This window comes from Thermomonas sp. (assembly GCF_020850895.1).
In the GTDB taxonomy this organism is placed as follows: Bacteria; Pseudomonadota; Gammaproteobacteria; order Xanthomonadales; family Xanthomonadaceae; genus Thermomonas.
Window position 1 is genome coordinate 1 of sequence record NZ_JADZDS010000052.1, and the last position, 14,101, is coordinate 14,101.

General features: G+C 67.0%; 15 protein-coding genes. 14 read left to right on the forward strand and 1 reads right to left on the reverse strand.

What is annotated here, in order from left to right:
• The 14 genes from IT472_RS05230 to IT472_RS05295 form a co-directional block, all read left to right on the forward strand.
• Window positions 1-897 (forward strand): phosphoribosylformylglycinamidine synthase subunit PurQ (locus IT472_RS05230; RefSeq protein ID WP_297179418.1); only part of this gene is annotated, 897 nt, incomplete at its 5' end.
• 207 nt (window positions 898-1,104) lie between these two features.
• Window positions 1,105-2,859: a type II secretion system ATPase GspE gene (gene gspE / locus IT472_RS05235; RefSeq protein WP_297179456.1), complete on the forward strand. Its 1,755-nt coding sequence runs from the start codon at window positions 1,105-1,107 to the stop codon at window positions 2,857-2,859.
• A 4-nt stretch (window positions 2,860-2,863) separates the two neighbouring features.
• Entirely contained in the window at window positions 2,864-4,081 is a 1,218-nt protein-coding gene (locus IT472_RS05240; RefSeq protein WP_297179421.1) for a type II secretion system F family protein, read from the forward strand.
• Between the two features lie 114 nt (window positions 4,082-4,195).
• On the forward strand, window positions 4,196-4,627 hold the full coding sequence (gene gspG, locus IT472_RS05245) for a type II secretion system major pseudopilin GspG (RefSeq protein WP_297179459.1): 432 nt from the start codon (window positions 4,196-4,198) through the stop codon (window positions 4,625-4,627).
• A gap of 62 nt (window positions 4,628-4,689) precedes the next feature.
• Window positions 4,690-5,166, forward strand: coding sequence for a GspH/FimT family pseudopilin (locus IT472_RS05250; RefSeq protein WP_297179424.1), 477 nt, complete (start codon window positions 4,690-4,692; stop codon window positions 5,164-5,166).
• On the forward strand, window positions 5,163-5,615 hold the full coding sequence (locus IT472_RS05255; protein ID WP_297179427.1) for a prepilin-type N-terminal cleavage/methylation domain-containing protein: 453 nt from the start codon (window positions 5,163-5,165) through the stop codon (window positions 5,613-5,615). Before IT472_RS05250 ends, IT472_RS05255 begins: the two co-directional genes overlap by 4 nt.
• Window positions 5,612-6,286, forward strand: coding sequence for a prepilin-type N-terminal cleavage/methylation domain-containing protein (locus tag IT472_RS05260; protein WP_297179430.1), 675 nt, complete (start codon window positions 5,612-5,614; stop codon window positions 6,284-6,286). Before IT472_RS05255 ends, IT472_RS05260 begins: the two co-directional genes overlap by 4 nt.
• The gene (locus IT472_RS05265; protein ID WP_297179434.1) at window positions 6,283-7,110 is read left to right on the forward strand and encodes a type II secretion system protein GspK; all 828 of its coding nucleotides are present in this window, start codon (window positions 6,283-6,285) and stop codon (window positions 7,108-7,110) included. The genes IT472_RS05260 and IT472_RS05265 overlap by 4 nt, the downstream gene beginning before the upstream one ends.
• Complete coding sequence (locus IT472_RS05270; RefSeq protein ID WP_297179436.1) at window positions 7,107-8,252, forward strand: PilN domain-containing protein; 1,146 nt, start codon at window positions 7,107-7,109, stop codon at window positions 8,250-8,252. The genes IT472_RS05265 and IT472_RS05270 overlap by 4 nt, the downstream gene beginning before the upstream one ends.
• Window positions 8,239-8,844, forward strand: a complete 606-nt coding sequence (gene gspM / locus IT472_RS05275; RefSeq protein ID WP_297179438.1) for a type II secretion system protein GspM — start codon at window positions 8,239-8,241, stop codon at window positions 8,842-8,844. The genes IT472_RS05270 and gspM overlap by 14 nt, the downstream gene beginning before the upstream one ends.
• Window positions 8,834-9,598: a hypothetical protein gene (locus IT472_RS05280; protein WP_297179441.1), complete on the forward strand. Its 765-nt coding sequence runs from the start codon at window positions 8,834-8,836 to the stop codon at window positions 9,596-9,598. Before gspM ends, IT472_RS05280 begins: the two co-directional genes overlap by 11 nt.
• Before the next feature lie 14 nt (window positions 9,599-9,612).
• A complete protein-coding gene (gspD, locus tag IT472_RS05285) occupies window positions 9,613-11,835 on the forward strand; it encodes a type II secretion system secretin GspD (RefSeq protein ID WP_297179444.1) in 2,223 nt (740 codons plus the stop codon).
• Window positions 11,832-12,686: a glycosyltransferase family 2 protein gene (locus IT472_RS05290; RefSeq protein WP_297179446.1), complete on the forward strand. Its 855-nt coding sequence runs from the start codon at window positions 11,832-11,834 to the stop codon at window positions 12,684-12,686. The genes gspD and IT472_RS05290 overlap by 4 nt, the downstream gene beginning before the upstream one ends.
• Window positions 12,683-13,504: a glycosyltransferase gene (locus IT472_RS05295; RefSeq protein WP_297179449.1), complete on the forward strand. Its 822-nt coding sequence runs from the start codon at window positions 12,683-12,685 to the stop codon at window positions 13,502-13,504. Before IT472_RS05290 ends, IT472_RS05295 begins: the two co-directional genes overlap by 4 nt.
• 47 nt (window positions 13,505-13,551) lie before the next feature.
• Here the strand turns inward: IT472_RS05295 and IT472_RS05300 are convergent, their stop codons facing one another.
• Complete coding sequence (locus IT472_RS05300) at window positions 13,552-13,893, reverse strand: carboxymuconolactone decarboxylase family protein (RefSeq protein ID WP_297179452.1); 342 nt, start codon at window positions 13,891-13,893, stop codon at window positions 13,552-13,554.
• Window positions 13,894-14,101 lie beyond the last annotated feature (208 nt).

Genomic DNA, 14,101 nt, shown 5'->3' on the forward strand with positions numbered 1-14,101 from the left:
CTGCGCGACAACCCGGACTGCGCCGACAGCGAGCGCGCCGCGGCGCGGCGCTTCGATGCGCCGGGCTTGCAGCCGCGGTTGTGCTTCGATCCGGCGGAGGACATCGCCGCGCCCTACATCGCCAGCGGGGTGCGGCCAAAGGTGGCGATCCTGCGCGAGCAGGGCGTCAACAGCCAGCTTGAAACCGGCTATGCCTTCGATCGCGCCGGCTTCGATGCGTTCGACGTGCATATGAGCGATCTGATCGCCGGGCGTTTCGACCTCGCCGACTTCCATGGCTTGGTCGCCTGCGGCGGCTTCAGCTACGGCGACGTGCTGGGGGCGGGGCGTGGCTGGGCAACCTCGATCCTCGAACGCGCCGCGTTGCGCGACATGTTCGCCGCCTACTTCGCGCGCGAATCGACGTTCGCGCTCGGCATTTGCAACGGCTGCCAGATGCTCTCGCAGTTGCGCGACATCATCCCCGGCAGCAGCCACTGGCCGAGCTTCCAGCGCAATGCCAGCGAGCAGTTCGAGGCGCGACTGGTGGCGCTGGAAGTGCAGCCGTCACCATCGATCTTCCTGCGCGGCATGGAAGGTTCACGGATCCCGGTGGCCTCGGCCCACGGCGAAGGCCGCGCGGTGTTCGATGGGGCCGACCAACTCGCCGGTGTCGCGGTTGCCCTGCGTTATGTCGACGGCGGCAATATCGCGGACGCCGCGTGCTACCCGGCCAATCCCAACGGCTCGTCTCAGGGCATCGCCGGTGTCAGCAGCCGCGATGGGCGCGCGATGATTCTGATGCCGCATCCGGAGCGCACCCTGCGCAGCGGCAATTTCAGCTGGGCTCCCAGCGATTGGCCGGACGACGCCCCGTGGCTGCGGATGTTCCGCAACGCCCGCACCTGGCTCGGCTGAGCAGTCGAGCGCGCGCGACAGGGGCGATGCGGTTCCGATGGCTGCCGCTGCCTGCTAAAGTCTGCGGTGGACGTTTGGGAGCATCTGAATCGTTCAGATGCTCCTGCCAGCCAAGGGTGGCTGGCCACGAATCAATCACGCATGGGATCGATTCGTGTGAGCCAAGTCCGGGCATTGACCGGACTGGCGCGGGCTGACAACTCCAGGATGGAGTTGTTCAGGCCATCCTTAGGAGGGGTGCGCGTGAACGCAGTTGCAGAAGAAGCGGTGCAGGCTCCCGACGGGCCGGTCGGACGCATCGTTGCGCAGTTGCTGAAGTACGGGCGCCTGAAAGAGGCGGACTTGGCCAGCGCGCGTCGCCTGCAGGAGCAGGACGGCGGCGATCTGCTGATCCTGCTGGCGCGCTTGGGCCTGGTGTCCGAGCGCGACCATGCGGTGGCCTGCTCGTCCGAGTTTGGCCTTGAATTGCGCAATACCAAGGACCTTCCCGACCTGCCGCCCGAGGACGTGGCGCTGAGCGTGAAGTTCATGAAGCAATACCACGTGGTGCCGGTGGCCGTGGATGCGCAGGGCGTGGATGTGCTGCTGGCCGACCCGCAAGACCCGTACGCACTGGAAGCGGTGGGGCTGGCGCTCGGGCGTGAGCTGCGCCCTGCTGTGTGTCCGCGTTCGGAAATCGGCGAGTTGATCGAGCGCTGGCACGGCCAGGGCCGCAGTGCGATGGACAGCATCATCGAAGGCGCGGAGGGCGGCGAAGAGAGCATCGACGACGTCGAGCGCCTGCGCGACCTGGCCTCGGAAGCACCGGTGATCCGGCTGGTCAACCTGATCGTCCAGCGCGCGGTCGAGCTGCGCGCCTCCGACATACACATCGAGCCGTTCGAAAACCGGCTGAAGGTGCGCTACCGCATCGACGGCGTGCTGGAGGAGGGCGAGAGCCCGCCGGCCAACCTGACCGCCGCGGTGATCAGCCGCATCAAGATCATGGCCAAGCTCAACATCGCCGAGCGCCGGCTGCCGCAGGACGGTCGGATCGTGGCGCGGGTGCAGGGCAAGGAGCTCGACCTGCGCGTGAGCACGGTGCCGACCGCGCACGGCGAATCGGTGGTGATGCGCCTGCTCGACCGCGAGACCGTGGTGCTGAATTTCGACAAGCTCGGCTTCAGCGACCACTTCATGTGGCGCTTCAACAAGGTGCTGGAGCAGCCGCACGGGATCATCCTGGTCACCGGCCCGACCGGCTCCGGCAAGACCACGACGCTGTACACGGCGATGTCGAAGTTGAACACGCCGGGGGTCAAGATCATCACCGTCGAAGACCCGATCGAATACCAGATCGAGGGCATCAACCAGATCCAGGCCAAGCCGCAGATCGGGCTGGATTTCAACAATGCCCTGCGCGCGATCGTGCGCCAGGACCCCGACATCATCATGATCGGCGAAATGCGCGATCTGGAGACCGCGCGCATCGCGATCCAGTCGGCGCTGACCGGCCACCTGGTGCTGTCCACATTGCACACCAACAACGCTGCAGGTGGCATCACCCGCCTGCTGGACATGGGCGTGGAGGATTACCTGCTGACCTCCACCGTCAACGGCATCCTCGCCCAGCGCCTGGTGCGCCGGTTGGAGCCGGTGCACGCCGAACGCTACCTTGCGACGCCGGAAGAAATCCAGAAATTCGGCCTGCGCAAATTCCATCCCGATGGCGAGATCTACCTGTATCGCCCGCGGCCCTCCGAGCTGTCGCCCACCGGCTACCTCGGCCGCACCACCATCATGGAGCTGCTGCTGATGGACGACGAGATCCGGCGCGCGGTCATGCGCCATGCGGGGATGGAGGAAATCGAGCGGCTGGCACGACGCAGCGGCATGCACACCATGTACGACGTCGGCATCGCCAAGGCCCTGCGCGGCGAGACCACGGTCGAAGAAGTCCTGCGCGTCACCGAGGGCAACTGAGCCGATGGCGCTGTATCGCTACAAGGCCCTGAACGCGCGCGGCGAACAGCTGAGCGGGCAGATGGAGGCCGCCAGCGACACCGAGGTGGCGGCGCGCCTGCAGGAGCAGGGCCACCTGCCGATGGAAGCGAAGCTGGCCTCCGAGGCCGGCAGCGACTACAACTGGCGAGGCTTGTTCAAGGCCAAGCCTTATTCCGGTGCGCGGCTGGTGCAATTCACCCAGCAACTGGCGACCCTGCTCGGTGCAGGGCAGCCGCTGGACCGTGCGCTCGGCATCCTGCTGGAGCAGCCAGAGGACGAAGCCTCGAAGCAGGTGCTGGGCGATGTCCGTGACACCGTGCGCGGCGGTGCGGCACTGTCGACGTCGCTGGAGCGCCACCACGACATCTTTGGTCGGCTGTACGTGAACATGGTGCGGGCAGGCGAGGCCGGCGGCAGCCTGCAGGACGCCCTGCAGCGGCTGGCGGAGTATCTGGAGCGTTCGCGTGCGCTGCGCGTGCGGGTCGTCAATGCGCTGGTGTACCCGATCATCCTGCTGGTGATGGTCGGGCTGTCCTTGCTGTTCCTGCTCGGCTACGTCGTGCCGCAGTTCTCCGGCATGTACGACAGTCTCGGCGCCGACCTGCCGTGGTTCTCGCAGCTGGTGTTGTGGACCGGCAATTTCATCCGCAATTGGTGGATCGTGGTGCTGGCGCTGCCCTTGCTGGCGGCGCTGTGGCTGGATCGCAAGCGTCGTGACCAGGACTTCATGCGTCGCGTCGACGCTTGGCTGCTGCAGAACAAAATCGCCGGCCCGCTGGTGGCCAAGCTCGACACCGCACGGCTGGCGCGCACGCTGGGCACCCTGCTGCGCAATGGCGTGCCGATGCTGGCTGCGCTCGGGATCGCGCGCAACGTGCTCGACAACCGGGTCCTCGCCGCCGATGTCGAGGCCGCAGCCGACGCGGTGCGCAATGGCGGTGGCCTGTCGGTGGCGTTGGGCCGGAGCAAGCGCTTCCCGCGCCTGGCCCTGCAGATGATCCAGGTGGGCGAGGAGTCCGGCGTGCTGGATGCGATGCTGATCAAGGTCGCCGACACCTTCGAGGCCGACACCCAGACCACGATGGATCGGCTGCTGGCGGCGCTGGTGCCAGCGATCACCCTGGTACTGGCGGTGGTGGTGGGCGTGGTCATCCTGTCCGTGCTCGCCCCCATCTACGACCTGACCAACGTGGTCGGCTAGCCCGCGCCGGGACTGGCGAGGGTGTTCCACGACAACAGATCAGGATGATCGCCCATGGACCTTCCGAAAGGACGGTCCGAAACCAATCCACAGTCCAAGAAACCAGAGGCAATGATGCGCAATCGATCCAGTGTCCGTCCCGTCCCCAAGGCTGCACAGCGCGGCTTCACCCTGATCGAGATCATCGTGGTGGTGGTGTTGATCGGCGGCATCGTGGCCTTCGCTGCGCAGCGCATCCTCGGCGGCGGCGACCGCGCCAAGGTCAGGTTGGCGCAGGCGCAGATCCAGACCTTGGCCGACAAGATCAACGAATTCCAGTCCGACACCGGCAGCCTGCCGGCCACGCTGGACGCGCTGGTCACCCAGCCCGGCGATGCACAAGGCTGGCTTGGGCCGTATGCCAAGCAAAGCGAAATGAAGGATCCTTGGCAACATCCGCTGGAATACAAGGTGCCGGGCGATGGCCGCCCCTTCGATCTGGTCAGTCTCGGGGCCGATGGCAAGCCCGGCGGTGACAGCGTGAACGCCGACATCACGTTCGAATAAGCGCCCTCGGCGTCGCCATGCACGCGAACGGACATCCCGCGGGAGCGCAGCGCCGGGGCGCGATGCCCCGGGTAAAGCGCACCCGCGTGCCAGCATCCGGCTTCACCCTGATCGAAGTGATGGTGGTGATGGTGCTGATTGCCGCAGCCAGCCTGCTGGCGGTCGGAGCCTTCAATGGCGGCGGGATGCGGGGGGCGAAATTGCATGCAGCGGCGCGCGAGGTGGCGGCGCAGTTGCGCTTTACCCGCGCGGTCGCGATCAGCAGCGGGCAGCCACAGGAGTTCACCATCGATCCGGGCGCGCGATCGTGGCGCGCCGCGAAAGGCCGCAGTGGCGACCTGCCGTCCGCCGGTGAGGTCGTGTTCATCGGCGCGCGCGAACTCCGGCCCACGGCCGGGCAGGGCGTGGTGCGGTTCTTTCCGGACGGTGCCGCGACCGGCGGGCGGGTGCGCTTCCTCGCCAATGGCGCCGGTTGGGACGTGGACGTGGCCTGGTTGACCGGCGAGGTGCGCTTGCAGCGTGCACAGGGGCGACCGTGAGCACGCGGCGCGGCATCGCATTGGCTCGATCGCGTCGGCAGGCGGGGTTCACCCTGATCGAGATCATCGTCGCCTTCGCCGTGCTGGCGCTGGGGCTGACCTTGCTGCTCGGCACGTTGTCGGGGGCGAGTCGGCAACTGCGCGACGCGGGGGATGCTGGCAAGGCCGCGTTGATTGCGCAGACCGTGCTGGCCGCGAACGCCGAAACCCTGAACCAGCCGATGCGGCTGGATGGGGAGGCTGAGGAGGGTCGCTATCGCTGGCAGCTTGAGGTCGCGCTGTGGCAGGACCCACGGCTGCAGGGGCGCAAGCAACCGATCGATCCCGGTGCCGCGCGCATGTTGCGCGTCCAGTTGGACGTGCAGTGGGGCGATGGCGGGCCGCGCCAGCAGTTGCGGGTGGTGTCGCTGCGGCTGGCGGCGCGGCCACCGGCGGGGGATGCGCCGTGAGCGTGGCGCGCTCCCGGGTGCCGCGATCCGCACCGGCGCGCCGCGCGGCGGGCTTCACCTTGCTCGAAGTCCTGCTCGCGGTGTCGCTGTTGGCGGCGGCGTTGGCCTTGGTGTTCGGCATCCTGCGCGCAGCCGGGGCGACAGTGGATCGCGGTGAAGTGATTGCGGCGCGCAATGAGCGCATTCGTGCGGTCTCCGGCTTCCTGCGGCAACGCATCGCAGGCGCCCAGGGGGCGGTGTACGGGCTTGACCCAGGCAGCGGACGCTCGCTCCGCTTCGAGGGCGATGCGGGATCGATGCGCTTCGTCGCCGATCTGCCGGACTACCTCGGGCGAGGTGGCCCGTATCTGCACGAATTCACGACCAAGCCCGTGGACGGCAAGGAAGCGTTGCTGGTTGACTTCCGCATGATCCAGGGTGATGCGCTACTCGACGCAGAGCGGCCGCCCGAACCGCTGGCGCAGGGACTGGACGACGTGGAGTTCGCCTACCGCGCGATCGATGTCTCCGGCGAGATCGGGCCATGGTTGTCGCGCTGGACCATGGTCGATGCACTGCCGCAGCAGGTGCGGGTGCGCATCCGTGATGGCAAGGGCAGGTGGCCTGAAATGGTGGTGGCGCTGAAGATGGCCCCACCGATCCCGAAGGCAGGGCAGGAGGACGGGTTGTGAAGCGCGTACGCGGGGCGGCCTTGTTGTTGGTGCTGTGGCTGGTCTTGTTGTTGGGAGGCCTGGTGGCGGGTTATGCCTTGAGCGCGAGGGTCGAGTCGCAACAGGGCAATGGCTTGGCACGTGATCTGGCGGCGCGCGAGGCGGCGCGGGCGGGAATGGAGTACGCGGTGCAGCGCATGCTCGACCCGAACCCCACGCGCCGCTGGGCCGCTGATGGCCGTGCCAACCGATTCATGTTCGAAGGCGCACCGGTGGATGTCGAAGTGCGCGATGAAACCGCGAAGATCGACCTCAATGCCGCGTCGCCGGAGTTGCTGCAGTCTTTCTTCGTTGCGCTGGGCGAGCCGCGTGACAGCGCAGCCAGATTGGCAGGTGCGATCGTGGATTGGCGCGATGCCGACAGCCTGACCCAGCCCGGCGGTGGCGCGGAGGATGGTGATTATTCGGCGGCGGGGTTGGCGTGGGGCGCCAAGGACGCGACATTCGCCAGCGTGGCTGAGCTGGAGCAGGTGCTTGGGATGCGGCCGGCGCTGTTCTCGGCAGCGGCCCCGCACCTGACCGTCTACACTGGCGCGCCGATGCCAGACACGCAATTCGCCGATGGTCTCGTGCTGCAGGCGATGGGCATGGACGGGAAAATCCCGCCGATTGATCCGACCGCCCCTCCCCGGCCGGGCAGCGGAACGTATAGTATCGACAGCCGTGCACGTCGCACCGATGGGCGCAGCGCCCGGATTTCGGTGGTCGTGCGGATGGGAGGCAATGGTTTGCCCGGATCAACATACACGCCCCTGCGCTGGCAGGTGGACGGGGGGTGGCAGTGACTGAAGCCGCCGCTTTGGGTGCGCGCGGAGCGCAACTCGGCCACGGACTGCGGGGATTCTTTTCCTGGTGGGGCGCGGGCCTTGCGCTGTGGTTGCCGGCGCGGGTACGGGCAGCGTTGTCCGCGCGCCGCGATCGCCTGCTGCTGGTGCCACAGGGGGATGAACTGCTGCTGCAGCGCTGGCACGAGGGTGTGGTTCGGGAGCTGTCCTCGCTGCCGCTGCCGCTGCCAGCGGATCGGGATGCACTTGAGAGCGTATTGCGTGGGTCGTTGGCAGACTTGCCGCGCTGGTTGCTGCTGCCGGCTGCGCACGGCCTGCGTCGCGGGCTGACCCTGCCGGCGGCGGCGCAGGATCGGCTGCGCGCGGTGCTGGGATTCGAGATCGAACGGCAAACGCCCTTCGCCGCCGATGCCGTCCTCCATGATGGTCGCTTGCTTGGCGAACGCAGCGATGGTTCGCTGCAGGCCGAGCTGGTGGTGGTGCCGCGCCAGCGCTTTGATGCAGTGGCGTCGCGACTGGGTGGTGTGGGCACGCGATTGGCGGGGATTGACCTGGCCGATGCCGACGGACAAGCACTGGGCATCAACCTGTTGCCACCGGCGCAGCGCCACCGGCGTCGCAATCCGTGGCTCTGGCTGAACCTGGCTCTTGGATTGGGGGCCTTATTGGCCCTGGCGCTTGGGTTGCACCAGATCCTCGACAACCGACGCGCTGCTGCGAAGGACCTGCAGGCCACCATCAACCACCGGCAATCCCAGGCGCAGGGTGTCGGCGTGGCGCGCCAGCGGGTGGTGGATTCGGTGGAAGGAGAGCGCTTCCTGGGCAACCTGCACAACAGCCGGTCGACCTCAGTTGAGGTCATGGAGGCATTGGCACAGCGGATTCCGGATGGGACGTATCTTGAAAAGCTGGCGATCGAAGGAAACCAACTGACCCTGGTCGGGCTGTCCAACCAGGCGGCTGCGCTGGTGGGTGAATTGGAAGGTGCGCCGCAATGGTCCTCAGCGGCGCTCAGCGGCGCCCTGCAGACCGACCCGCGGATGCGGATGGACCGGTTCACGGTCATCGCGCAACTGGCTCAGGGTGCGGCACCTGCCGCTGCACGGCCTGCCCGACCGGGAGGTGCCCGTGAGACGCGTTGAGCCGAATCGCTGGTCCGCCCTGTTGCTGCTGCTCGGCGTGCTCGGAGTGTCGTACTTGCTGGTCCTGCAACCGCTGTTTGCAACGCCGTTGGCTGAGGTCGAGGCCAGGATCGGCGAATTGCAGGTCCGCAACGCGCGTCTGCGTAGTCTGTTGTTGCTGCGTCCGCAGATCGAGCGCAGGCTCGCTGATCTCAATGCCCAAGGCAACAGCTTCCTGCCCCAGCCCAGTGCCGAATTAGCGACCGCAGCCCTGGTCCAGCAACTCGAGCAGGTCGTCGGCGAAGCCAGCCCGGGTGGCCGCGGCTGCGCAATCGTCAATCGCGAGCCGCTGGCAGACGAACGTTCGCTGCAGGAACCCTACAAGCGGGTGACGGTGCAAGTTCGCTTGCGTTGCGGAAATGCGGAGACGTTCAAGGTGCTGCACGCGCTGGAATCGGCGCGTCCTTACGTTTTCGTCGACCAGTTGCAAATCACCGCGCAGCGGTATTTCGCCGTTCCCGGCAGCGTCGAGCCGCAGGAAGGTGGGCTGGATGTGAGCTTCAACCTGTACGGCTATGTGCTGCCGTCCGCGGAGGCCGCCCGTGGCCGTTGATCGCAGCGCGACCCGTCGCGTCCTCCAAGCCGGGCCACTGACCTGGCTGCTGGCCGCGGCCTGTGGGTGGGCGTTGCTGCTGTGGCTGCTGGCGCTGCTTGGGATGGGTGGGCGCATCGGGCTGGTCCGGGCGCCCTCGAACATGGCGTTGCCGCCCCCGGCAACGGCCTCAACCGATCGTATCGGCCCCTTGACGGACTACCCGCAGATCACGCAGCGCCCGTTGTTTACCCAGGACCGTCGCCCACGCGCATTCCTTGCCGCAGGTGCGGACGCCGCGGTTGCCGGCGCAGGCGGCGGTGACTTGGATTACCTGTTGACCGGCACCATGATCACCCCGCAGGTGCGGCTTGCAATCCTGCAACCCAGCGGCGGCGGAGACTCCCAGCGCGTGCGCGAGGGCGATGTTCCCGAAGGCGCACCGGGTTGGCGGCTGGTCGAGGTGCAGCCGCGCCGTGCCGTGTTCGAGGGCAGCGGTGGGCAGATGACGCTTGATCTGCGCACCTTCGGTACGCCCGGCGCGCCACCTTCGGCGGTGCCGGCCGCTGCCGATGCCGTCAATGCTGGGGATGCCGCCGCTGACGCATCAGCTGCCGCGGCAGATGCCGGGACCGATGCTGGAAGCCAGCAGCAAGCCGATGACATCCGGCGTCGCATCGAAGAGCGCCGCGCCCAGTTGCGACAGCGTGGCGGCGACTCCGATGACGCCGCGCCACCCCCTTCACGGCCGATGTCCGGGCCAGCCAGACGATGATCGAAGCCAAGCTCATGAACCTCAAACGCAATCTGTCGACCCTCCGCCCGCTGCTGGTGGCCCTACTGGTGGCCCTGTTGACAGCCTGTGTCAGTGCGCCAACGCCGCAGGTGTACCGCAGCGAGCAGGTGAGCAATCACAGCACCCAACCGGCCGATGCGGATGCGATTCGCCACGATGTGTTGGAGGAACTGGGCAATGAGAGCCCACAGCCGGTGATCCGGCGTGGGACCGCGCCACGCATCAATGAGCGGGTCGCATCGGCACCGCCGCCGGCGCTGGCCAGCAGTGGCCAGGCCACCTTCAACTTCGAGGGTGAATCGATTCAGGCGGTGGTGAAGGCGATCCTTGGCGACATGCTCGGCCAGAGCTACAGCATCGCGCCCGGCGTGACGGGCACGGTCACGGTGTCGACCCAGCGCCCGGTGGGTGCCGCTGGTGCACTCAGCCTGCTCGACCAAGTGCTGGCGCAAAACGGCGCGCGCATGGTCTACAGCGATGGCCGTTACAACATCGTGCCGGCGGCCGAGGCACTGGTGAACGGGGTGGTGCCGCGCACCGGGGCGCCGGCGTTGGCGCGTGGTTATGAATCGCGGGTGATCCCGCTGCGCTTCATCTCGGCCGCCGAGATGGAGAAAATCCTCAAACCGTACGCACGCCAGGGATCGATCGTCAGCGTCGATTCCGGTCGCAATGTCATCACCATCGCCGGTACCCGTGCCGAACTGGAGAACTACCAGCGCACGGTCGAGATCTTCGATGTCGACTGGATGTCGAGCATGTCGGTGGGCGTCTATCCGCTGCAATCCGGTCGCGCCTCCGACGTGGTGCAGGACTTGGAGCGCGTGTTCGGGGAACAGAGCCACACGCCGGTGGCGGGCATGTTCCGATTCATGCCACTGGACAGTGCCAATTCGGTGATGGTGATCACCAGCCAGCCCGCTTACCTCGACCAGATCCAGCAGTGGATCGACCGCATTGAAGGCGGCACCGGCGATGGCCGGTTGTTCTCGTACGAGCTCAAGTACATCCGTGCCCGCGACCTCGCTGACCGGCTGGCGGAAGTGTTTGGCGGCAGCACCGAGACCAGCAGCGGCAATGGTGCACCCTCGTTGATGCCCGGCCTGAATTCGACCGAAATCCGAGATTCAGGCGTCGACGACCGTTCCGGCGTGTCGACCGCCAATGTCGGCGGCACTCCAAGCAGCGACGGCTCCTCCGGCGGCAGCACCGGCGGCGACGTGGGCACCGGCCAGGGCGCCAGCCTGCCGCAGGCCCGCTCCGGCAATGGCCGGGTGAACCTGCGGGTGGACGGCGGCACCGTCGGCGTGTCCGCGGTGGATGACACCAATTCGCTGCTGGTGCGTGCCAATGCCTCGCAGTGGCGCTCGATCCGGCAGGTGATCGAACGCCTCGACGTCTTGCCGATGCAGGTCCACATCGAGGCCCAGGTGCTCAGCGTCGCCCTCAAGGGACAGTTGCAGTACGGCGTGAACTGGTTCTTCAGGAATTCACTGCCGACGGCATTGCTGCCGTACCCGACCGGCCGCAACAGTTTCGGCTCCTACAGCGGCAGCTTGGTGCCGCCGTTGGCCGGCGGCGACAGCGCGCTGAGCTGGACCTTCCTCGGCCACAGTGCGGCAGCGATCGTCTCGGCCTTGGACAGCGTCACCGACGTGCGCACCCTGTCCTCGCCGTCGGTGATGACACAAAACAATCGCGAAGCCATCCTCAACGTCGGCCAGAAGATCCCGATCGCCTCGGTCAGCTTCAACCCGGCACTGGGTGGGGCCAACGGCACCTACAGCCAGGTCCAGTACCTCGACACCGGCATCATCCTCAAGGTGCGCCCGCGCATCACCCGGGACGGCATGGTCTTCCTCGATATCGTGCAGGAGGTCAGTCGTCCAGTCGGGCTCCCGGATGACAACGGCAACGTGCGGATCGACACCAGCCGGGTCAGCACCAGTGCGGTGGCCCCCAGCGGCGAAACAGTGGTGCTGGCGGGGTTGATCAGCGAATCGACCAATGACGGTTCCTCGGGTGTCCCCGGCATGAGCCGGATCCCGATCCTCGGCGGCTTGTTCGGCCAGCAGGCCAAGGGCAAGGCGCGCGATGAACTGCTGATCCTGATCACCCCGACGGTGGTCCGCAATCCGTTGGAAGCACGCGAATTGACCGATGAATACGGGCGTCGCTTCCGCGCCATGGACCCGATCAACAAACCCAAGCAGTGACCCAGCTTGGCGCGTCACTGCCCATCGTCCTGGTGGCGGTCGGCCAAGACGAGGACGCGCTCGACGCTTGCCTGGCGGCGCTGGACGCAAGTACACCTGCCGGGACCCGGGTATGGCTGGCGGACAACGGTCAGGCTGGTCCTCGCGGCGTCGGCTTGGTCCAGGGCTGGCTTGCGCGAACGCCGCTGCAAGCCGGCTACACGCGCCGTGCTGAGCCCGTGTCCGAGGTGGCGCATCTGGATGAAGCGCTACGCGCCTGCGGCGGGTCCGATGTGGCGATCTTGGCCGCCGATGCGCGGCCGGCACCCGGTTGGCTGCAACGAATGGAGGCCTGCCTGGCCGGGGATGCCGCGCTTGGGACTGTGACGCCATGGTGCAATGCCGGGGAAACCGCATCCTGGCCCAGGATCGGGGAAATCGAACCGGATCTGCCATCGCCAACGCTGCTGGCCGAAGCTTGCGCAAAACTCAAGGCTCAGGCCGATGAACTGCCTGCTGCGGTCGGGCATGCCGTGCTGCTGCGCGGGAGTGCCCATGCGACGGCTGGGGGGCTGGATGCAACCAGCTTCCGTTCCTGGCCAGCGGCATTAATCGACCTGTCGTTGCGGTTGGCCGGGCTGGGCTGGCGCAACGCGCTGTGTCCGACTGCGTTCGTCCTGCGCGATGGTGAGGGCATTCCGGGCGATGGCGACATGGACGCCTTGGCTGCGCGCTGGCCAAACTGGAACGCGCGGATCGCCCGCTTCCTGATGGACGATCCATTGCAGGCGATGCGTGCTCAGCTGGGCGAGGAATTGGCACGGGTAGCACGATTGCCACCCCAACTCGAGCTGTTCCCGGAGCTGGTGTGAACGCCGCGGGGACCGTCGCGGTGGTGGCGTGTCGTGACAGCGAGGAAACCATCGATGCCTGCCTGACTTGCCTGCGTGCTGCCGCTGGCGTTGTCGAAATCCGCGTGGTCGATTGCAATTCGCGCGACACCACCTTGGCCGTCGTGCAGCGCCACGCCGTCGCCGACGCGCGTGTGCGCTTCATCGCCAACCCCGACGATCCGGGCTACGCAGTTGCCTGCAACCAAGGCGTTGCCGCAAGCACGACGGACTGGATCGCACTGCTGCAGCCGGGCTGCATGGTTGAGCGCGATTCGTTGAGCCAGTTGCGTGATGTGGCCGCTGCCGGTGACCGCTTGGTGGGCGGTGATGTCGTCGATGAACAGGATGCCAGCGATCCAGCGTCGCGCCTGCGTCTGGCGGATCCGGCGGGGGCGGTGTGGTGGGCATGGCTCGGGTTTGCAGCATGTGCGCCGACGCAAGAACCCGAGCAGGAGGTCGACGCCGTCGGCGGCGGCGTGTTGCTGCTGTCGCGGAGCCGGTTCGATGCGTTGGGTGGGCTCGATACCGGCTACGCCACCCGGATCGCCCAATTGGACCTCTGCCGACGTGGGTGCGCAGCTGGAGCAACGGTGGTCTGCGCCAACAGCGTGCGCATCCGTCGGGTGCGCGGGCTGTTGGCACGCGTGCATCCGGTGCTGCTTGCGTGGCGGCAGCGCCACGATGCCACGCGTTTTTGGCGCATCCACGGCTCGCGACAACGACTGGCGTCGGCGTGGCTGAGGGTCTGGCTCGGGTTTCCGCTGGCACTGGTGCGCGCACTTGCCCGCATGCACTGAGGCGCACGCTGTACGCCAGCCACATGCGGAAAAACCGGCGGTGCGAGTCAGTCTTGGTCGTGCGCGTGCAGCATGGTGTCCAGCGCCAGGGTGGAATGCGCATAGGCGCCGCCTGCGCGCATTTCCGCCGCCACCCAGATCGCTTCCATGATCTGTGCGTCGCTGGCGCCTTGCTTGAGCGCCTCGGCGGTATGGCCCTTGATGCAGTACGGACATTGCGTCGTGTGTGCGACCGCCACCGCGATCAATTGCTTGGTGGCGTTCGGCAGTGCGCCATCTTCGAACACCGCCGCGCTGAAATTGCGGAACGCTTCCAACTGTCTGGGCGCCAGTTCGCGACGCTTGCGTGAAATTTCCTTGCTCATCGGCGGGTACAGGCCATCGCTCATTGATCATTCCTTGCAGGGAGATGTCTGCGCAGTCTGCGCCTTGGCGTGTGTATCCCGGGTTGACGCGACCTGCGCGGGAATGAGGCAGTGCGCGCAGGACTGCAGCCGCGTGCAACCGTCGCTCAGCGATACCGGTTGATTTCGTCACGCAGTTCGCGTGCGGCATTCGCTGCCGCTTCGGCATAATCCGCGCCGCGCGAGGCGTACA

What these genes read in the sequence shown, in the direction of transcription:
- gspD (WP_297179444.1), top strand. Translation starts at nt 9,613, where the DNA reads ATGAACCTCAAACGCAATCTGTCGACCCTCCGCCCGCTGCTGGTGGCC.
- gspE (WP_297179456.1), top strand. Translation starts at nt 1,105, where the DNA reads ATGGAGTTGTTCAGGCCATCCTTAGGAGGGGTGCGCGTGAACGCAGTT.
- IT472_RS05300 (WP_297179452.1), bottom strand. Translation starts at nt 13,893, where the DNA reads ATGAGCGATGGCCTGTACCCGCCGATGAGCAAGGAAATTTCACGCAAG.
- IT472_RS05250 (WP_297179424.1), top strand. Translation starts at nt 4,690, where the DNA reads ATGCCCCGGGTAAAGCGCACCCGCGTGCCAGCATCCGGCTTCACCCTG.
- gspG (WP_297179459.1), top strand. Translation starts at nt 4,196, where the DNA reads ATGCGCAATCGATCCAGTGTCCGTCCCGTCCCCAAGGCTGCACAGCGC.
- IT472_RS05240 (WP_297179421.1), top strand. Translation starts at nt 2,864, where the DNA reads ATGGCGCTGTATCGCTACAAGGCCCTGAACGCGCGCGGCGAACAGCTG.